Here is a 19,120-nt window from a genome sequence, read left to right as displayed (position 1 = left end):
GCGATGGTGAGGGGAATTGCCAAGTGGCATCCATCGTAAAGCTAACCGGCTTTTGACATTCAAGGTGCGACTGTGGGTCGTGACGAACCGTGACTACCGTGCCGCGACGACCGAGGCGCGGGATAAGCGGCGCGGCATTCCGCAGGACGGCGCCATCTTTTCCGCCACAGCCTTGCGACCGACCTTTTGCGGTCGGGCGCCAGCTTTGCACAGAGCGGTCAACTGCTCCGCCATCGAAGCATCGACAATACGTGATCGCCCGCGCCGAATGACGACCCGTAAGCTGGTTTCGGTGCGGATCGCGCCGGGCGCGCGGCCAGTCCGGTTGCTGGTGAGGCCATGGCGTAGAATGGAAGGGGCGGAATAATGGCTCATGCGATCTCCTCGCGATGATCGGCACTTTCGCGAACAACCTCGAGGACTTCGTCGTGGGTCAGAAGACCACGTTCTATGGCTACTTGCATGAATGGGCGCCGTTCCGCGGCGGAAGCCTGCACGAGCTTCGATGCCTCGGCGTAACCGAGCTTCGGCACTAAGGCGGTGGCAAGCGCCGACGATTGCATCAGGTTCCTGAAGGACTGCTCACGGTCGGCCTCGATGCCGGCGATGCATTTATCGGCAAAAATGCGCGTGGATTTCGCAAGGAGCTCAATCGAGTCGAACAAGCGTGAGGCGATGATCGGTTCGAAGTGATTAATTTCGAGCTGTCCCTGCCGCGAGGCCAGGGATACGGCGGCATCGTTGCCGACAACGGCGAAGGCTACCTGCTGCATCATCATCGGTAGGACCGGGTTGATCTTGCCCGGCATAATGGAGGAACCGGGCTGAACCGACGGGAGTCGCAACTCGGCGACGCCGCTGTTCAGGCCAGACGCAAGAATGATGAGATCGGATGCGATCTTGCCGATGACCTCGGCGGAGATGCGTATCTCCGAGGAGACGCGGGCGAACGCGTCGGCATTCTGCATGGCATCGAACATGTTCGCGCCCGGGCGGACATCTGCCCCGACGATTTCTTTCAGATGGCGATAAACGGCGCTCCGGTAACCCGGAGCGGAGCCCAGTCCGGTTCCGATGGCCGTTCCGCCCAAGGGCAGGACGAGCATATCATCACGAGCGGAAACCAGCTTCTCAACGAGCCGACGAATGGCCGCAGCATAACCGGAAAACGCTTGACCGAGGCGCATGGGCTGTGCCGCCTGCATGCAAGTCCTGCCGATCCGCAAAACATCCTTGAAGGCGATGGACCGCTCTTCAAGAGCTTCTGTTAGATGCTTCAGAGCCTCAATGAGGGACAGAGACTTGTCGTAGACTGCCAGCTTGACGGCTGCGGGTAAGACGTCGTTGGTCGATTGGCCGGTATTGACGTGATCGTTCGGATGGATACGGCTATATGCACCCGGCTGCTCGTTCAGGATCTGGAGCGCGCGGTTCGCGATCACTTCATTGACGTTCATGTTGATGGAGGTTCCACCCGAGCCTTCCAGCAAATCGACGATGAACTGATCGGTGTGACGGCCGTTTTCGATCTCGACGGACGCCGCGATAATGGCGTTCGCGATACCGGCCGGGAGGACGCGGATATCGCGGTTGGCTGCTGCTGCTGCATGCTTGATGCGTGCAAGCGCCTTGAGAAGCTCTGGCGCGTCGCCGAGCTTGTGAAATGAGATGTCGAAGTTTTCGTGGCCCCGAAGCGTGGCTACCCCGTATAGCGCTCCTGCCGGCAATTCTCGGGAGCCGAGGCTGTCTGCATCTGTTCTCGTGTTTGGCATGGGCTCCCCCAAGTCCGATCGCGCTATCCATGGGCCATGATGTTGCCGGCGCTCTTCGCGATTATCATTGTCCTAGTCGGAGCCGCGACTCGCCTAATGCAATACATTGCAAGTCCCGTGCCAATCACAAAGAGTTGGCATTATTGGACGGGTACTGCGACAGCGACAGGTCTGCTCCTTCGGCTTCATGACCCGACTTGACTGAAGCGAATTGAACTTAGAAGAGGACAGCCTTGGCCCAGCCATCTGCATTGCCAGCATCAAGAGATCGAAGGGAGGGGTCGTCCCGACGAAACGATGCTACAACCGGAATCTCCATATTGTCGCAAAGTGGCCGTCGGTGAAGAGGCCGCACCGCAGGACAATCGCCGCACTAATGCCAAGTTTTCAATTGGTTGACTTGCACCTTGCGAGCGTCCTATCGGCACTTTCTAATGATTTCTCGACGAAGTTTGCCTCACGGCCGTCGCTGCAGCCAAAGCGCACCAGGTGATTCGCAGAGTGGCGTCGGCTCAGGCTCATCAGCCATCTTGATGTGAGCTTGAGTATGTTTTCGGGGTTGAGGTCGGCTCGGCGCCAGTGAGACCGCAGGTCAAGGAGAGGTTCTCGACACAATATCCCATTGCCTCGCGACAATGCTTGACAGCGCCGCCTATATCGACGCGGCCCCGACACTCGGCTACGTCGAAGTTGCTTGCAGCTCATGAAATGGCTTCTTCGATAATGCGTCACGAGCGCGCGCTTTTTCTCGTTGAAGGGAGCCTGCAGCCATCGATATGACCTGACCAGATCAATGATGTTGCACCGCAATATCGGTCCGAATCGCGTTACAAAGAATCTGTTAGATGTGGAGCCTCAACAGGTTGCCGGCGGGCGTAAGTTCCGTGAACGACCTGATTCTCTATGGCGGCACATCTCGCGAGAGAACTTCGAGCGCACCCTCCCACCGTTCCTGGTTCAGAACGGAGGTTGCCATGTTGGAACTCTTTTTCGTACTCTTTTTCGTCAAGCCGCAGACGGTCGATCGGATTATGGATTGCTGGCTTGGACTGCAGATCGAGCAATATGTGAAGGCTTTATGCGAACGTGCATATATCGCCTCGAAGCATCTATCGCCGCGTTCCCATCCTCGTGAAGTTCGCGGTATTCACTGCCAGCCACAATGTCGAACGGATCGAGCAGGCAGAAAGGCTTATCGAGCCGTTCATTGCTGATTGGTTGTCAACTCGCCATCCCGATCGATCGGCTGATGCACGTCGACGCGACCGCAATTTTGTCATGGGGGTCATGCGGCATTTCTTCAGCCTGGTCGTATGGCAAGCAGGCGCCGACGGCACCAGATCTTCGCTGCCCGATCCATTTGCGGTCCAGGTTCCAGGCTTCTTCGATTATCTCCGCGATGAGCGAGGGTTGCGGCAAAGCTCCATCGCGCATTACCGGCATTACCTGCGCGTCTTTGAACGGCATCTCGCCGATATGGGATGTGATCCGAAGTCGCTTATTGCCGGTGGTGACGGCCTTCATCACCACACAGGCCTCGCATTTCGGCCGTACCGCAATGATCAGTCTCGCTAGCATCCTGCGCGTGTTCCTTCGATATCTGCATCGGGAACGCATTCTTCAGCGTGACATCAGCAAGCTCGTCGAGATACCTCAGCGTTATCGGCTGGCAGATATCCCTCGATGGATTAGTTGGGGTTCAGTCCAGGACATGCTTGATCAGGTGGACCGCCGCACCGTGGTTGCCCGGCGCGACTACGCCATGCTGCTGCTGATGGCCGTTTATGGGCTGCGCTCCCGTGAAGTCGCGCTAGTGACGCTCGACGATATCGACTGGAAGCGCGATCGGCTGCATGTGCGCGGGCGTAAGGCCGAGCACAGCACAACCTATCCGCTGGCCCCCGTCGTTGGTGAGGCGATCGTGGGTTACCTCAGGAACGGGCGGCCCGACGTTCAAAGCCGATTGCTTTTCTGGCGGCACTTGCCGCCACAATCACCACTCACGCACTCTGCGGTGTCGGCCACTGCCAGCAAGTACCTTCATCGCGCCGGGATGTTAGCCGTCCGGGATCACACACTCTCCGGCATGCCTGCGTCCAGCGCCTGGTGGACACGGGATTTTCGCTCAAGACCATCGGCGACTATGTCGGCCATCGGGCTGCTTCCTCAACCATGATCTACGCCAAGGTCCAAGTCGATGCTTGCGTGAAGTAGCTCTTGGTGATGGGGAGGACCCGCAATGAGAGCCCGTCTTCCCGAGCCTTCAAGTCCGATCGCGCCCCACATTGTCGCGTTCGTTTGCCACAAGCGCGCGCTCAACCGGCGCTACGATGTTGAAGACAAAGTGCTGCGGATGCTCGACGGCTATCTGAACGCTCGAGGGGTGACAAGCATGACCCAAATCACCCCGGTGCTCCTCGATGCCTTTTTTCCTGAGCCGTCCGCGAGCCCCGTCCGAGAAGCTTCAACCATCTTGTCGGTGTCGTCGGCCGCCTGTTCGAGTGGATGGTCGAACATGACGTCATCGATCGCTCTCCGGTCACGATGAAGCCGCGCCGCCGAGGCAATCCGAGACCCCCCTGCATCCTGGATCTTCGGACTGCTCAACAGCTCATCGAGCGCGCCGCCGAACTCCCGAATCAGAATAACGCCCCGCTTCGCGGTCCCGCCTACGCCACCATCTTCAGCCTGCTGTTCGGGCTTGGCCTCCGTGTCGGCGAGGTTGCGCGTCTGCGCTGGCGGGATGTCGATCGGGATCGCAACATTCCTGACTATCCGCGAGACGAAGTTTTCTAAGTCAAGGCTCATTCCCATGGGGCCGCAGCTGGCACAGCGCCTTTACGCGTTCATGGCGCTGCGCTCACAGCACCTCGTTTCGGTTACCTCCGACACACCGTTGTTTTCCTTCCTGCGGGGTCGGGCAGTGAATCCCGGCACGATCAGCATCATTTTCCGTTTGCTGGCCGACCAGTTGGAGATCCCCATCCCGCCGGGGAGGAACGCCGGCCCACGTGCATGATCTGCGACACAGCTTTGCTGTCGGGCGGCTTCTGCGATGGTATCGTGACGGACAAAATCCCACCGACAAACTGGTCAAGCTGTCGACCTTCATGGGACATGTGAATCCCGCTTCCACGGCCGTCTATCTCAGCATTACCGCCGATCTCCTTGAAGCCGCCGGCCAGCGCTTCGAACGCTTTGCGGCGCCGCTCTCGCGTGGAGGACGGCCATGAGGTCCGTCGGCAACCTCGTCTATCAGTTCTTCGAGCATCATCTCAAGGCCGAGAAGGGCCTGGCATCCACTTCGATCCGGAGCTACTGCGACGGAATCCGGTTGTTAATCGACGCCCGATTAGCAAGCTCAGGCTGAGCGACCTCAGCGCCGACAACGCGCGAGCCTTTCTCGCCCATCTTGAAGCAGAGCGCGGCAACGGCATCCGAGCACGGAACCACCGGCTCGCGATGTTACACAACCCTTCTTCGCCTATGCCGGGGGTCGGGAACCGATGGTGCTGCCGGAGGCCGAACGCGTCGCCGCCATCCCAAGGAAGCGCACGCAGCCGACAGCCACCTATTATCTCGAACGCGACGAGCTCGAACGTCTTTTCGACAAATTGCCGCGCGGCGGGAAGCTGTCCATCCGCGACACTGCGCTGCTCATGTTTCTGTACAATACGGGCGCCCGCGCAACGGAAGTCATCGGACTGAGCGTCGATCAGTTGGTTTTGAACTCTTCACCGCGGGTGAACCTGCACGGCAAGGGCGATAAGTGGCGGACCTGCCCACTATGGCCGGAGACTGCCCGCCTGCTTGGCGAGATGCTGCGCGACCGACGCCAGCCAGCCATGCCAGATAGTCCCGTGTGCCTCAGCAACGTCGGCAAGCCGCTGACGCGATTCGGCCTGTACAAGCTTGTCCGGCGTCATGGTTGGAACATTCGCATCGGCAACGGACAGAGGTCCATATCTCCACATGTTTGGAGACACACGACGGCCGTTCACCTGCTCGAGTCCGGCGTCGACGTGAACGTCATAAGAGGTTGGCTTGGCCACGTCAGCCTGGATACGACCAATCGATATGCCGAGATTAGCATCAGGATGAAGCAGGAGGCGCTTGATGCCTGTCAGGTGATTGCTAATTCTTCGGTGGGACCTCCCCGAAAGCCAGTCTGGCAGAGCGAACCGAAACTTCTCGAATGGCTCGCCGACCTCTGATCGTTATGTGCCCCGTGTCGTCAAGAACACTTGGTTCAGCAAGCTGCGGGGCACATAACCGTTCGGGACAAAGCCCGATTACGTGTCCGGACACGTAATCGGGAACCAGAAGCGCCGGCGAACCGCCGAAGAACTCCAGCGCCTGAACATGGCATTCGACCCAGTCGGGTAGTGTCTCTGTCCAGCGCGCCTGCGCATAAGACAGGCTGTACGGCCACGAACAGGTGTGCTTGCCGCCTCTTGCCCGACAGCCGATCAACGACCCCCGTGACCGTGTCGCCGGCATAGTCGACGAACAGCTTGTCGCCGGCGGCGTGCTCCTGCCGCATCGTCACCAGCAGCTTCAGCGCCCAGCCGCGATAAAGGTCACAATACCGGCTGCAGCGATAACCGTCGGGATGACGGCAGATATATTCGTCCCAGAGAATTTGCAGCGTCACATGCCTGCGCTTGAGTTCGCGATGGACCTCGGGCCCAGTCCGGCTCGGGGGCCCGGCGATGACCCGTCTTCGTCCCTGCCGCCTTGTAGAGCGCCGCTTCCAGGACGGCATCGCTCACGGCGTCATCCAACGGCCACGAAAGCCCCGCAGCCGTCGCCCACCGTAGCGTCTCGCGCACCGTCGACGGCGCTGCCCCGACCCGAACCGCAATCGATTTGTGGCCAAGTCCTTGCTCTGCCCGATATCTCAGTATCTCGCGGACACGCCGCATCTCCAGTCTCTCCGCAGGCATCCCGTTCCTTCCTCGTCACCATCGACGGAAGGAACGTCACACCGGCAGAGCACCCAAGCCACATCCCTTCCGAAGGGGGCGGCATCATCTCGGAACAAGGGGGCGACTAATTCTCGGAATTGGGGGGCGGATTGCCTCGGAATTTATAACTATGCCTTAACGGAAACATTCTCGTGCTCTATCAGCGCAACTATTATTTCGCGGTTCCCCCGGCGTTTGCTCGCTTGCCTCGCATACTGTCCTTACCGAAGCCGGACTAGCCTTTACGCCCGTGCATCTTGATCTGCAGATCAACACATTCGATGGCGTCGACTGCTACTCCGTAACAGGGATGGCTATATTCCCCTGCTCGACTCGGCGACGGCGAGCGTCTGACCGAGGTCGGCGATCATGCAGCGTGTGGCCGATCGGGATCAGACCGTTTCCAGTGGATGACAGTGGATGCAGAGGCGCCTGGACCTCATCAGCGAGCTGCAGGTGCGGGAGATCACGGGGGGTGTGATCGAGCGACCAGAGGTGAAGAGCGCCTGTACCCAGAATTGAGCGTATGAACATGGAGTGTTACCAAGCGCGCCGTGAGCATATCAAACGCGAGAGCGGCAGCCTTGATGTCTCGCAGGCGCTGTCGCAGCTGCTACGCCGTGACCGCGTGGACACGCGCCCTGGTGCAGTTCCAAGAAGCACCTTCAGCGGCAAGTTGTTCATAGACGACCGTGACCGTTGTCCGGGACACATGCAGTCCATTCGCCAGGCTGCGTGAGGATGGCAGCTGGCTTCCCGCTTCGTAGACGCGACGGAGAATCTGATGCTTGATCGCTTCATAAGTCCGGCGCGCACCCATCTTGGGCGCGCGCCCGGTCGCCACTTGCTTTTCCGACTGGACTACCTTCTTTCCGCCGAACTGGATGTTTCTTACCGGCCAGTATGATGCCAATCTGGGCCAAAGCAGAGGGGATACGATCGACGTGCACTGAGGGCCGGCATCCACCATGCCTTTGTAGCGGGAGCCGTGGTCGTCGCATCGCTTGTTTCGGCCGTGTTCGGAGCGCTGGCCAACAGCGGTTGCGGTCGATGGCATCTCCACGAAATTGGTAGCCGAAAAAAGATCCACAGCATGGATGGTTTCAAACGTGCGATTCAAAGGCCTTGATCTAAATCTTCTCGTCGCACTCGACGCGCTGATGACCGAACGGAATCTTACGGTGGCGGCACGCAACATCAATCTCAGTCAGCCCGCCATGAGCGCGGCCGTGGGCCGGCTAAGAGAATATTTTCGCGATGACCTGTTCACGATGAACGGTCGTGAACTTTGCCTCACACCGCGAGCCGAAGGACTCGCCCCGGCGGTGCGCGACGTTCTCCTGAAAATTCGATGCTCAATTATTTCTTGGGAGCCATTCAACCCAGCTCAATCCGACCGTCGGTTCAGGATCCTTCTTTCGGATTTCATGACGCTTGTTTTTCTTGATAGGGTCATCGCCCGCGTTGCCCGGGAAGCACCTGCCGTCAGTTTCGAGCTTCTGTCTCTCGAAAGTGACCCGAACGAACTCCTCCGGCGCGGTGAAGTTGATTTTCTCCTGCTACCGGATCTGTTTATGGCGAACTCGCATCCCACCGCGAAGCTTTTCGACGAGAAACTCGTATGCGTGAGTTGTCCAACCAACAACGCGGCACCGCGGGAGCTCACTTTCAAGCAATACATGTCGATGGGACACGTCGCAGTTATGTACGGGCGTTCGTCGAGGCCTTCGATCGAAGAATGGTACTTGCTCGAACATGGGATCAAGAGACGCGTCGAAGTGGTCGTACAAGGTCTTAGCTTGATACCACAGGTGCTGAGCGGCACAAATCGCATCGCCACTATGCCCTTACGATTGGTCAAGTATTTTGAGAAAACGATACCCTTGCGGCTCATGAATCTTCCGCTGCCGCTTCCTGCTTTCACGGAAGCAGTTCAGTGGCCCGCACTTCATAACGGTGATCCGGCCAGTATCTGGATGCGCCAGATATTGATCGAGGAGGCGTCACGCATGGCGGTACCGCATAATGCATAGGAGAGCCTGCTTTCACATGCTGCCATCAAAATCTGTACTTTTTCGACGGTACTGATGCGGTGAGACCGCAACATAGGGCATTGAAGTTTCGATATGGCTGCACGAACTGAACCACATCATTTCCGAATGGATATCGAGGGGCTGCGTGCCCTTGCCGTTTCGGGAGTAATCGCATTTCACTTTGGCGTGACCAGTGTGCCCGGCGGCTTTGTCGGTGTCGATATCTTCTTCGTCATATCTGGCTATCTCATCACCAGGCACATCCACCTGGAAATCGAGCGAACCGGCTCGCTCGACTTCCTGCGGTTTTACGCGCGACGAGCTCGCCGGCTTCTTCCTGCATCCTGTTTCGTCATCCTGGCGACGCTCTTCTTCGGCTACTTCATTCTTTCTCCGCCCGAGCAGCAGCTCTATTCCAAGGAGTCGTTCTACGCGTCCGCCTATATGATTAATATGTGGCTTATCAGCTGGGCCGCCGACTATTTCGCCCCGGACGCGTTTAACAATCCGTTCATCCATTTCTGGTCGCTCTCGATTGAGGAGCAATTCTATCTCGTCTGGCCGGTCCTGCTGCTGCTTTTTGCACGGCTCCGCCCCGGCAGATACGGGCTTTTCCTCCCAATGGCGCTAGTGGGCGTCATCTCCTTCGCCTTCTGCTGGCGCTATACCGCCATATCCCAACCGTGGGCATTTTACTTTGCACCGTTCAGGGCGTGGGAGTTCGCCTGCGGAGGACTCGCCTCGATGATCTCCAAGGAAGCGGCCAAGCGCTTTCGGCTGACGCCCGTCTTTGGCTGGACCGGAATCGGCCTGATCGTGACGGCCTATCTCGGCATGTCAGAGGACGTGCCCTTTCCAGGACTGACTGCTCTGGTTCCGGTGGCCGGCACAGTGATGGTGCTTCTCAGCGGCACACGGCCGGGACCGGCGGGACCGCAAGTCCTTCTTTCGCTACCGCCGCTGCAGTGGCTCGGACGGATATCCTATTCGCTTTACCTCTGGCATTGGCCGGTGATCGTCTATTCCAGCATCTTGAAACCCGAGCTCACTATCTTCGAACGGTTCCTGTGCCTCGCGCTGATCCTAGGCCTCTCAGTCTTCAGCTACCGCTTCGTCGAAAACCCGATGCGGAGGAATCCCTGGCTGTTGGCAAGGACGAGCCGCTCCCTCGGTTTTGCCGCGCTTCTGACCGCGTGTGGCGCAGCGGCAGCCTATGGAAGCGCGCGGGTGGCCAATTACAACATCGATCCCCAGCAGAATCTTATCCTCCGAAGCGCTGAGCGCGATTCGTCCGCCCGGCAGTTCGACGATGGCTGTCTTCTCAACGCCCAACAGGTGCAGCCCAAACCCTGTGAATTCGGCGCCAAAAACCCCGGCAAGACGATCGTTCTCTTCGGGGATTCACATGCCGACCACTGGTCGACGCCGCTGATCAGCATCGCCAAAAGTAACCAGTGGCAGCTCGTCACCTATCTGAAATCTTCCTGCCCGGCGGCGGACATCACGATCTGGAATTCGATGCTCATGCGAAATTACGAGGAATGCGATCGATGGCGGCAGCTCGCGATGCGCGAGATTGCCACACGCAAGCCCGACATGGTGATCATTTCGGAATATTCCTCGGCCTACGTCAAGAATGACGTCAACGTCATATCTGCCCACCAGATCGACGCCGCCACATGGGCTCGGGGGCTCCGCAGGACCGTGGACGCCCTGGGAAGCGTTGTCACAAAGATCGCCGTGCTCCGGGATGGGCCCGTGCACAAGGCCTATCTCGACAAATGCGTCGCGCGCGCGCTCTGGCAAAAAAGGGCACCCGAGACCTGTGACACGCCGCGCAGCGGGGCGATGGAAGAGACGATCCCGGACGCGGAAAGGAAGGCCATTTCGGATATCGGGAATGCCTCTTACGTCGACATCACCGACCTATTCTGCAACAGAACGACCTGCCCCGCCATGATTGGCGGCAAGCTGACTTTCCGCGACCGCCACCACATCGCGACCCCTTTTGCGGCGACGCTTGCCGCGCCGCTTCAGCGGGCGCTCTTTGGAACTATGAATGCCGGCACACCGACCAACTGAGGCAGGGGACACGCAGGCTGCGGTCGAGAATTTTTGGCGCGGGTGCTGGCCGCCGTTGTTGCGCTGTTCCTGCTCCCGGTGCGGATGAGGCGGTCGTAGATCAGGCAACATCGGGCTCCGGCTACTCTGCACACCCTTCCCGCCGGGTCGCTGTGCTTTGAGAGTGAAGTGGAAGTATCCATTGGATCGTTAGAGCCTGACCGAAAATCAAAGTGAGTGATTTCGGCTGGTGGGAATTCGCTGCGGTTAGCAAAGACTGCGGAGAATCGGATGCCCTGGACCCGAAACCACTCTCCCTCATAAGACAAGCCCGAACTATGTCGTGCAAGTGACTGCAACCCGGGGGCATGGCGATTGTCGCGTCTTTTCTGGCGCGCTGCTGCAAGGTCGGACGTCTATGTGTCCGACGATTTGCGCACGATATGGAATGCAATTCAGTGTCTTGCCGCGTCGGGCTATCAATGGCGGCTTCTGCCCAGGGATTTTCCGCCGTTTACGACGGTGCAGCGCCGTTTCTACCGCTGGCCGCGACTGCGGGTCTGCTCGCGTCGGTCAACGTGTCACCGGCTGTCGCTAGCTCTCTAGCCGCTTGCTTGAGGGCTGGAAATTCGAGCCGACGCCGGCATTATCGACAGCCGCTCGGTGAAGGCGATTGGCGGCGGCACGCGCGGCCTTGATGCAGGCAAGAAGATCAAGGGGCGCAAGCGCCACTCGTCACCGATACGGCGGCCAACATACTCGAGGGGGATCGTGCCCGAGGCGAGCGTTCAGGACCCCGACGGCGCACTCGGCCCGATCGAGATTGCCACAACGAGCTTTCCACGGCGGAAAAGCTCTTTGCCGACAGCACTATGCAGCGCTGCCCCATCGAAGGCTTGGTCCTGGAAATCGTGAAGCGCTCAGACAAGGCCAAGGAGTTCGCCGTTTTGCCCAAGCGCTGGATCGTGGAGCGGACTTTCGCATGGCTGGGCCATGCCTGCGGCTCGACTAGGACTGGGAAGCGTCAATCGCCTCATCGGAGGCTTGGCTCTTGATCGCATCAATCCGGCAAACGGCAAGAGCAAATCGCGCGAGCCCAGAAAGGATAACTATTGATTGAGCATACTCTTAGAACTTCCGGCCCCGCTGGCTGGTTACCGAACTGATCAATCCGAAGATCCGCCAGATCAAGTAGTCCAGTGGTTTCGGTCGCCGGCCATTTTCGCTTCCTTCAACTGCTAGTTCCGTGCTGAAAACAATTCGCTTGTATCCATAGTGTGAATGCCAACCATCCAAACAATCAATTTTCCTGATTCTGTTCAATCTTGCATAGCAGAAGCTTCTAATGTGGTGAGGCCGCTCCGTCGAACCAGTTGGTCTCATCGCAACCAGGCAGATACTGAGTTCGGATCGGCCTTCCGACTGGACCATTTCTATGGTGCTCAACTGGATGTTTTTTTGCAGGCCAGCTTGATGCCATTTTGGCTCAAAGTGAGAGGATACTATGAGTGGCGGCAGCAAAGACGAGAAGGCTCATGTACACCCGAGTCCAGGTGACACTGGGACCATCGGGTTCGAGCCCCGCATCACCCACCACGCATTTAACTCCACGGTATTCAAGAGAACAGTTCGGCCGCTGGTGTTTACGGTCGCGCCCTATGGTTTTGAGCACGCCCGGGCAAATGATGTTGCCGCAACGCTCGACGGTAAGTCTGATGCCTGCGATGGGTTCGCCGATACCCATTGCGGGGGTGGCCAGACAGTGTCGGAAACGCCTATAGCTGAAGCGAGGTCCTTCAAGCACTACGTCAATGCATTTCGGCCGCACCAATGGCTGAAGAATGTATTGGTGTTCTTGCCGGCCCTCGCTGCACATAAACTCGATTGGCCGACGCTCCTCTTATCACTGGAAGCGTTCGTCTGCTTCAGCTTGGTGGCTTCTAGCGTTTATGTCATGAACGATCTCCTTGATGTCTGCGCAGATCGGGCGCATCCGCGCAAGCGGTACCGCCCGTTTGCCTCACATAGCATCCCCACCGCACACGGAACCTGGATGGCAGCGGGGCTCATTCTTCCAGGCGGACTGATAGCAATGTTCATCGGCTGGGGCTTTTTCCTGGCGGTGGCGGGCTATTTCCTTGTGACCACGGCCTATTCCCTGCATTTGAAACGACGCATTGTCATCGATATCTGTATTCTCGCAGGTCTCTACACCATTCGCATCGTTGCCGGTGGAATCGCGACATCAACTCCGTTATCGGTCTTGCTCATTGCCTTTTCAGTGTTCTTTTTTCTGTCGTTAGCCGCGGTGAAGCGACAAAGTGAATTGGTTGACGGCGCCGAGCGTGGCAGTCTGCAGGCTACGGGTCGAGGTTACCACGTCAACGACCTGCCAATCATCTCCATGATCGCGGTTGGGGCGGGGTACGTATCTGTGCTGGTGATGACATATTATGTGAATTCGCCTGTCGTAATGGAGCTCTATCCCCATCCTCAAATGCTGTGGGGCGTCTGCGCAATCCTGCTCTATTGGATCACCCGCACAGTGATGGTGTCGCACCGCGGCAACATGCATGACGACCCGGTGATCTACGCCGCGAAGGATCGGACCAGCCAGGTATGCCTAGCGATCATTCTGGTCTTCGTTGCAGGCGGAGTGCTGAGGTGAAACGGCAAGGTCTAGCGTTACGCTATGCGGCATTCGCCGCCATCGCAATGGTGGTCAATGTCACCATGCAACATTCCGTCCTTCAGTTCGGGAATACGAGCGCCATTTTTGTGCTTGCCATGAGCGTAGGCACCATTGCCGGGCTGATGATCAAATACGTGCTCGACAAGTTTTGGATTTTCGACGATCAGGAAATCGGCCTCAAAAACGATGGGTGGAAGTTCTCACTCTATACGGCAGTGGGCGCCCTCACCACAATCATTTTCTGGAGTGCTGAGGCGGCTTGCTGGTGGGTCTGGAGAACTGAGCTGATGCGTGACTTGGGTGCTGCCATTGGTCTGACAATCGGCTATCTGGTCAAGTACCGCCTAGATAAACGCTTCGTGTTTGCAGGTCACCGAGTGAGGATTGCTCCATGAAGCTCTCGGGTTGGGGAAGGTCTCCGCTCGTGAACGCGCAAGTCTATGTGCCTCGTGACCTCGAAGCTCTCCAGAAGCTGTTAGCTTCAAAGCCGAGTGTGATCGCGCGCGGCTGCGGTAGGGCCTATGGGGACAGCGCCATCAATTCATCTGCAACAATTGATATGCGGCGTTTGAACCGAATGTTGGCCTTTGATCCGAAAACGGGACAGTTGATCGCGGAAGCTGGAGTTGTTCTTTGCGACATCATCGCGGCTTTCCTGCCCCGAGGTTGGTTCCCGATGGTCACGCCGGGCACGAAGTTCGTGACGTTGGGCGGCATGATAGCCGCCGACGTTCATGGCAAGAACCATCGCAAGCATGGAAGTTTTCGGGGATGCGTGGACTGGATCGATGTAATGGGGCCTGATGGCTCAATCCAGCGCTGCTCAAGCAAAAGCCACGTAGAGCTCTTTGAGCACACTCTCGGCGGCATGGGGCTGACTGGAATCATTTTGCGGGCGGCGGTCCGATTGCGCGCAGTCGAAACCGGATGGATCCGCCAGACAACAATACCCGCGCCGAACCTCAAATCAGCGATGACGGCTCTAGAACGAGCTCAAGATTCGACTTATTCAGTGGCGTGGATTGACTGCCTTGCGACGGGGGAAAACTTGGGACGCTCCCTTGTCTTCCTGGGAGATCACGCGAACGCCTCTGATCTTCCAACATATCGATCTCTGCACCCTTTCGCTACTCCGGCAAAACGGAAACTTTCGGTTCCGTTCAATTTTCCATGCTTTGCTCTCAATCGATTTAGTCTTCGGGCCTTCAACGCGCTATACTATCGAATTGGCGTTTGGAATCGAGGTCAGCAACTCGTTGACTGGGATAGCTACTTCTATCCCCTCGACGCAGTTGCCGACTGGCATCGGATCTACGGGCGCAAGGGGTTCGCCCAGTTCCAGTGCGCCATTCCCATAAAGCGCTCGGAAGAAGGGCTCTCGGCCTTGCTGCAGACAGTCGCCAAGGCGGGCGCTGGATCGTTCTTGGCCGTTCTCAAGCGGTTCGGTCCGCAGGAGAGCCGCTTTTCATTCCCAATGGAAGGCTACTCCCTTGCTCTTGATTTTCCCATCACGACCAAAACCTCCCATCTATTGGCAAACCTTGACCGAATTACAATCGAGCACGGCGGGCGCTTTTATCTCGCAAAGGACAGCCGCATGTCTGCTGAAACGCTACGTGCCTCCGATGGCCGGGTTGCAAGCTTCGTTCGAATGAGGGCGAAAAGCGGCTGGAAAAGCTCGTTCCAATCGGCGCAAGCGGAAAGACTTGTGCTGTGATGAAGCCGTCCGTTCTTATCTTGGGCGCACGTTCGGATGTAGGCAACGCCGTGGCGCACAAGTTTGCAGCGCTGGGCCACCCGATCCAATTAGCCGCGCGCCAATCAGAAACACTCGATGCTGAAAAGACTAATTTGCAGCTACGATATGGAGTCCCAGTAACCCTACACGAATTTGATGCACTTCTGACGGAAACTCACGCCCAGTTCCTGGCGATGTTGCCCGAGTTGCCCGAGGTCGCCGTAAGCGTCGTCGGCTTGATGGGGAGCCAGGAACGAAGCGAGCGCGATCAGCTCCTCGCCAGTTGCATCATGCGTAGCAACTACGAAGGGCCTGCCAATATCCTGGCATTGTTGGCCAACCGGTTCGAAGAACGCGGATCCGGCACTCTGGTTGGCCTCAGTTCGGTCGCGGGAGCGCGCGGACGCGCGACCAACTACGTCTACGGCTCCGCGAAGGCGGGCTTCACTGCCTTTCTCTCCGGGCTTCGCAGTCGTTTGGCGAAACGCGGCGTACATGTTGTGACTGTGCTACCGGGTTATGTCGCGACCAAGATGAGTGAAGGCATGAATCTACCAGCAAGGCTCACGGCGCAACCGAGCGAGGTTGCCGAAAGCATCGTCGTCGCCGTCGAGCGAAAGAAGAACGTTATCTACGTTCGTCCAGTCTGGCGTATGATCATGCTGATCATCAGACTTATCCCGGAGCGGCTTTTCAAGAGGGTAAGGATGTGATCCGCTTCGTTCCAACAACAAAGCAAATAGAATACTTTATTGCTGGATCTTTCATCATTGCTGGAATGTTCGGCGTGATATGGATTTTCATTGCTCAAGAACCGTTCCGGATATCGAATGGCTCGGAGTGGGATGCAGTATACTATGACAGACTTCTTCGGTTCTTAGCTGCTGAGGGTAGCTTGCGGTCGCGCATAGCCTTTCCATATTGTGCTCGCGTTGGGACACCTTGGATCCTCGTGAACATTTTTCATAATCGCTTCGGCTTTTATGAGTTCAACTTGGTTGCCTCGGGATTGTTCTCCGCCACGTTGCTTCTTGCAACACACTCACTCTGGCATGGGAGCATAAAAGGCTTGACGGCAGTGATTGCGGCGTCGTCCTTCCTGTATTTTGCGCCGGTTAAATTTACAAGCTTCTATCCGGCTTACATGGACCCCCCGTTTCTCCTTGTCCTTTCGATTTGTCTGATCTTCATCATAAAGAAGAACTATCTTCTCGCAAGTATTATATGCTTGGCAGGAATTCCATTCAGGGAAGCTAGTTTTTATCTTCTGCCACTGCTGGTAGGTTTTTATATCAAAAATGCACAGAGAAGCAGCGCCGCTTGGGTGACATCTATATCTATTATCATCTCTGGGTATGCTCTAAAAGAACTGATGCTTTTGGTATCTGATTGCAAATCCCAATCGCAACTCATTACCGCACTCTTTTGGTTCTATCGCTTTCTATCTGAGCCCGCTCATGTCTTAGGCTCGTTCGCTGCTATATCGCTTACTCTCGGTCCGCTGTACGTTGTTTTGGATAAGCGGACATTTGACCACATTAAATCGGACGACACCGTGATATTTTCCATCGTCGCATCAGTATACTCCGGATTTTTGTCAATAGGTGGCGGATCGGACGTGACCAGGATATTTTATAGTTTTCTCCCCTTTTATGTACCTTTGTTGATAAAGTGCTTCAGGGTGTCAAGCCTGACGTCGTTTGTTCTTGCCTGTTTTGGCTGGCTGCTCACAAATCATATGCTCCACAAGTATGAACAGCCGATCTCCGAAGGGCTGAATAATGACATCTCAGGCTTCTTTGCTCAGTTTCCCGACTATGGACATCCCACTATAGCCTTGGTTGTCTTGGGAATATGGATCGTTCTGGCGACGTCCAGGAGACTAATTGAGCCACTAGAAGTTCATTTGGAGTAACTTGTGGCTTTGACGCCTCGGCGTTGATGAGTTGGGCCATCTTTTGTCGGGGACCGCAGCTTGGGCGAATGGAGAGGCTTTTGTTGCCGTATGTCGCCGTCACGTTTTGCCGCCGTGACAGCTAATGCAAACCAAGCGACTATTAGCATGCGCGCATCCGCTCCATCCGCCTCAACAAAGAGATCCTTCCATCCAGGGCATGGATGGCTGCAATCGAAACAATAGATTTTTCTCATCCCAATCAATGCTGCATAGCAACAGCAACTGACGCTTAGGGCGATGGCAACCCTCGATGTTCTCGATGCTCAGCCAAGATCCGGCCGGCTCACATCCGATTTCCATTCACAATCGGCTTGATCGGCGGCACGAGCTTGCTGGGTTCAATTCAGCAACGAGTCAGGATCAGGCGGCGTCTAAATTGAAACCTATGATGAAAGGAACAGTATGTCTGATCAACTCGCTAGGGAGGTTATTGCCACAATCAACAATCGCGCGCTAGCGGAGCGAGATGAGTCGACAACCGCCACTCCGAGCGCCGAATTGACTATGGCAACGGAGTTGACTTCGCTCGGCCTCGATTCTCTTGCGTTCGCTGATATCCTCTGGGACCTTGAGCAAGCCCACAACATCAAGATCGAGATGAATACGGCGGATGCTTGGTCGAACCTACAGACGGTCGGCGATGTGGTTGTGGCTGTCCGAAGCTTGTTAGCCAAGGAGGCTTGAATGGATGGGCGCGTCGTTATCACTGGAATTGGCGGCTTATGCGGGCTTGGTACCGATGCCGCATCTATCTGGCGTAGGATGTGTACAGGCGTTTCCGCCATCGGGCCGATTGCCAATCCTCAGCTCCGTGAGCTGGCGGGTGTCATTGGCTCTGAGATCAAGACGTTGCCGAAGCACGACATCAGTCGAAGGCAGCTCGCGACCATGGACCGCTTCAGTCTTCTTGCCGTGCTTGCCGCGCGCGAAGCAATGCAACAGGCCGGGCTCTCCGGTGAAGAAGGAAATCCGCACCGCTTTGGTGCCGCCGTTGGCGTCGGTGTCTGCGGCTGGGAGGCGATTGAGGAGAATTACCGCGCACTCCTTTTGAGTGGCGCGAAACGGGCTGAAGTCCTTACGGCGCCAAAGGTGATGCCTTGCGCAGCTGCCGGTCAGGTCAGCATGCAATTCGGTCTGCGCGGACCAGTTTTTGGCGCCACGTCGGCCTGCGCTTCGGCTAATCACGCGATTGCTTTGGCGGCGGATCAGATCAGGCTTGGACGGGCCGACATCATGCTCGCCGGCGGCAGCGATGCGCCGCTTGTGTGGGGCGTGCTGAAATCATGGGAGGCGCTGCGCATACTTGCCCCGGACACTTGTCGCCCCTTCTCCGCGGACCGCAAGGGGGTGGTGCTTGGAGAGGGCGCAGGCATGGCCGTTTTGGAAAGCTATGAGCACGCTTCACGACGTGGCGCATCTATCCTCGCTGAGATCGCCGGGATCGGCCTTTCGGCGGATGCCTTCGACATTGTGGCGCCGGCGGCTGAGGGACCCGAAGCAGCGATGCGCGCCTGTCTCAAAGATGCGAGGTTGAATGTTGACGACGTCGATTATCTTAATGCGCACGGCACTGGCACCAAAGCGAATGACGAAGTCGAGACGGCAGCGATCAAGCACGTCTTCAGTAAGCGCGCATATTCAATGGCGATCTCGTCTACCAAGTCCATGCACGCACATTGCCTGGGTGCGGCGAGCGCCCTCGAAATGATTGCGTGTGTGATGGCGATCCGCGAAGGGATCGTTCCGCCCACGGCAAATTATAATGAACGCGACCCCAATTGCGATCTCGACGTCACGCCAAATGTGGCGCGTGAAAGGAAGATTCGAATAGCGCTAAGCAACGCCTTTGCCATGGGGGGCCTGAACGCAGTTCTAGCGTTCAGGGAAGTATAGCAACGAC

The 19,120-nt window shown here is 57.2% G+C and carries 19 protein-coding genes and 2 pseudogenes; 17 read left to right on the top strand and 4 right to left on the bottom strand.

The annotated features are described in order from the left end of the window. Positions 1–371 precede the first annotated feature (371 nt). Positions 372–1,727, bottom strand: coding sequence for an aspartate ammonia-lyase (locus EKH55_RS27240; protein ID WP_246232039.1), 1,356 nt, complete (start codon positions 1,725–1,727; stop codon positions 372–374). 1,323 nt (positions 1,728–3,050) lie between these two features. Between EKH55_RS27240 and EKH55_RS30395 the strand changes: the two genes are divergently transcribed. The 3 genes and pseudogenes from EKH55_RS30395 to EKH55_RS29885 all read left to right on the top strand — a co-directional run bounded on the left by EKH55_RS30395 (position 3,051) and on the right by EKH55_RS29885 (position 3,986). Next, positions 3,051–3,347 carry a site-specific integrase gene (locus EKH55_RS30395; RefSeq protein WP_425353227.1) on the top strand — a complete coding sequence of 99 codons (297 nt, stop codon included), beginning with the start codon at positions 3,051–3,053 and terminating at the stop codon, positions 3,345–3,347. Further along, positions 3,331–3,792, top strand: a pseudogene (locus EKH55_RS30390) (tyrosine-type recombinase/integrase); the annotation flags it as partial. The gene EKH55_RS30395 and the pseudogene EKH55_RS30390, both read left to right, overlap by 17 nt. An 86-nt stretch (positions 3,793–3,878) precedes the next feature. Further along, positions 3,879–3,986, top strand: a complete 108-nt coding sequence (locus EKH55_RS29885; RefSeq protein WP_245314577.1) for a hypothetical protein — start codon at positions 3,879–3,881, stop codon at positions 3,984–3,986. Between the two features lie 150 nt (positions 3,987–4,136). On the opposite strand, the gene EKH55_RS29880 is transcribed toward EKH55_RS29885, so the two are convergent. After that, positions 4,137–4,586: a hypothetical protein gene (locus EKH55_RS29880; protein ID WP_246232037.1), complete on the bottom strand. Its 450-nt coding sequence runs from the start codon at positions 4,584–4,586 to the stop codon at positions 4,137–4,139. A 197-nt stretch (positions 4,587–4,783) separates the two neighbouring features. On the opposite strand from EKH55_RS29880, the gene EKH55_RS29875 reads away from it, so the two are divergent. The 3 genes from EKH55_RS29875 to EKH55_RS27225 all read left to right on the top strand — a co-directional run bounded on the left by EKH55_RS29875 (position 4,784) and on the right by EKH55_RS27225 (position 5,986). After that, positions 4,784–5,005, top strand: a complete 222-nt coding sequence (locus tag EKH55_RS29875; protein ID WP_245314574.1) for a site-specific integrase — start codon at positions 4,784–4,786, stop codon at positions 5,003–5,005. Beyond that, positions 5,002–5,142 (top strand): hypothetical protein, encoded by a 141-nt coding sequence (locus tag EKH55_RS29870; RefSeq protein ID WP_245314573.1) that lies wholly within the window; start codon positions 5,002–5,004, stop codon positions 5,140–5,142. Before EKH55_RS29875 ends, EKH55_RS29870 begins: the two co-directional genes overlap by 4 nt. Positions 5,143–5,281: 139 nt before the next feature. Next, positions 5,282–5,986, top strand: coding sequence for a tyrosine-type recombinase/integrase (locus EKH55_RS27225; protein WP_245314572.1), 705 nt, complete (start codon positions 5,282–5,284; stop codon positions 5,984–5,986). A gap of 67 nt (positions 5,987–6,053) precedes the next feature. On the opposite strand, the pseudogene EKH55_RS27220 reads toward EKH55_RS27225, so the two are convergent. Beyond that, positions 6,054–6,697: pseudogene (locus tag EKH55_RS27220) on the bottom strand (IS21 family transposase); the annotation flags it as partial. 655 nt (positions 6,698–7,352) lie between these two features. Next, positions 7,353–7,859, bottom strand: a complete 507-nt coding sequence (locus tag EKH55_RS30195; protein ID WP_342585790.1) for a GntR family transcriptional regulator — start codon at positions 7,857–7,859, stop codon at positions 7,353–7,355. Here EKH55_RS30195 and EKH55_RS27205 point away from each other — a divergent pair. From EKH55_RS27205 to EKH55_RS27160, 11 genes are all read left to right on the top strand, one after another. After that, positions 7,849–8,772: a LysR family transcriptional regulator gene (locus EKH55_RS27205; RefSeq protein WP_069458005.1), complete on the top strand. Its 924-nt coding sequence runs from the start codon at positions 7,849–7,851 to the stop codon at positions 8,770–8,772. The genes EKH55_RS30195 and EKH55_RS27205 overlap by 11 nt on opposite strands. Positions 8,773–8,865: 93 nt before the next feature. Then, positions 8,866–10,854: an acyltransferase family protein gene (locus EKH55_RS27200; protein ID WP_151613981.1), complete on the top strand. Its 1,989-nt coding sequence runs from the start codon at positions 8,866–8,868 to the stop codon at positions 10,852–10,854. 399 nt (positions 10,855–11,253) lie between these two features. After that, positions 11,254–11,439, top strand: coding sequence for a transposase (locus EKH55_RS30385; RefSeq protein ID WP_165614707.1), 186 nt, complete (start codon positions 11,254–11,256; stop codon positions 11,437–11,439). A gap of 266 nt (positions 11,440–11,705) precedes the next feature. Then, positions 11,706–11,888, top strand: a complete 183-nt coding sequence (locus tag EKH55_RS30380; protein ID WP_069457980.1) for a transposase — start codon at positions 11,706–11,708, stop codon at positions 11,886–11,888. Positions 11,889–12,337: 449 nt separating this feature from the next. Further along, positions 12,338–13,501: a UbiA family prenyltransferase gene (locus EKH55_RS27190; protein ID WP_069457979.1), complete on the top strand. Its 1,164-nt coding sequence runs from the start codon at positions 12,338–12,340 to the stop codon at positions 13,499–13,501. After that, on the top strand, positions 13,498–13,920 hold the full coding sequence (locus EKH55_RS27185) for a GtrA family protein (protein ID WP_165614706.1): 423 nt from the start codon (positions 13,498–13,500) through the stop codon (positions 13,918–13,920). The genes EKH55_RS27190 and EKH55_RS27185 overlap by 4 nt, the downstream gene beginning before the upstream one ends. Beyond that, positions 13,917–15,242 carry an FAD-binding oxidoreductase gene (locus EKH55_RS27180; RefSeq protein ID WP_069457978.1) on the top strand — a complete coding sequence of 442 codons (1,326 nt, stop codon included), beginning with the start codon at positions 13,917–13,919 and terminating at the stop codon, positions 15,240–15,242. The genes EKH55_RS27185 and EKH55_RS27180 overlap by 4 nt, the downstream gene beginning before the upstream one ends. Continuing rightward, the gene (locus tag EKH55_RS27175) at positions 15,242–15,976 is read left to right on the top strand and encodes an SDR family oxidoreductase (protein WP_069457977.1); all 735 of its coding nucleotides are present in this window, start codon (positions 15,242–15,244) and stop codon (positions 15,974–15,976) included. Before EKH55_RS27180 ends, EKH55_RS27175 begins: the two co-directional genes overlap by 1 nt. Continuing rightward, the gene (locus EKH55_RS27170; protein ID WP_069457976.1) at positions 15,973–17,178 is read left to right on the top strand and encodes a hypothetical protein; all 1,206 of its coding nucleotides are present in this window, start codon (positions 15,973–15,975) and stop codon (positions 17,176–17,178) included. Before EKH55_RS27175 ends, EKH55_RS27170 begins: the two co-directional genes overlap by 4 nt. A 444-nt stretch (positions 17,179–17,622) precedes the next feature. After that, positions 17,623–17,904, top strand: a complete 282-nt coding sequence (locus EKH55_RS27165; protein WP_069457975.1) for an acyl carrier protein — start codon at positions 17,623–17,625, stop codon at positions 17,902–17,904. After that, positions 17,905–19,113 carry a beta-ketoacyl-[acyl-carrier-protein] synthase family protein gene (locus EKH55_RS27160; RefSeq protein WP_069457974.1) on the top strand — a complete coding sequence of 403 codons (1,209 nt, stop codon included), beginning with the start codon at positions 17,905–17,907 and terminating at the stop codon, positions 19,111–19,113. Positions 19,114–19,120 lie beyond the last annotated feature (7 nt).

Source organism: Sinorhizobium alkalisoli (assembly GCF_008932245.1).
In the GTDB taxonomy this organism is placed as follows: Bacteria; Pseudomonadota; Alphaproteobacteria; order Rhizobiales; family Rhizobiaceae; genus Sinorhizobium; species Sinorhizobium alkalisoli.
Note: the sequence above shows the minus strand (reverse complement) of the source record. Positions and strands in the feature narration are given on the sequence as shown.

Excerpts from the sequence above, each read along its gene's own strand:
- EKH55_RS30395 (WP_425353227.1), top strand. The coding sequence starts at position 3,051 with ATGGGGGTCATGCGGCATTTCTTCAGCCTGGTCGTATGGCAAGCAGGC.
- EKH55_RS29880 (WP_246232037.1), bottom strand. The coding sequence starts at position 4,586 with ATGGGAATGAGCCTTGACTTAGAAAACTTCGTCTCGCGGATAGTCAGG.
- EKH55_RS29870 (WP_245314573.1), top strand. The coding sequence starts at position 5,002 with ATGAGGTCCGTCGGCAACCTCGTCTATCAGTTCTTCGAGCATCATCTC.
- EKH55_RS27200 (WP_151613981.1), top strand. The coding sequence starts at position 8,866 with ATGGCTGCACGAACTGAACCACATCATTTCCGAATGGATATCGAGGGG.
- EKH55_RS30380 (WP_069457980.1), top strand. The coding sequence starts at position 11,706 with ATGCAGCGCTGCCCCATCGAAGGCTTGGTCCTGGAAATCGTGAAGCGC.
- EKH55_RS27190 (WP_069457979.1), top strand. The coding sequence starts at position 12,338 with ATGAGTGGCGGCAGCAAAGACGAGAAGGCTCATGTACACCCGAGTCCA.
- EKH55_RS27180 (WP_069457978.1), top strand. The coding sequence starts at position 13,917 with ATGAAGCTCTCGGGTTGGGGAAGGTCTCCGCTCGTGAACGCGCAAGTC.
- EKH55_RS27175 (WP_069457977.1), top strand. The coding sequence starts at position 15,242 with ATGAAGCCGTCCGTTCTTATCTTGGGCGCACGTTCGGATGTAGGCAAC.
- EKH55_RS27165 (WP_069457975.1), top strand. The coding sequence starts at position 17,623 with ATGTCTGATCAACTCGCTAGGGAGGTTATTGCCACAATCAACAATCGC.
- EKH55_RS27160 (WP_069457974.1), top strand. The coding sequence starts at position 17,905 with ATGGATGGGCGCGTCGTTATCACTGGAATTGGCGGCTTATGCGGGCTT.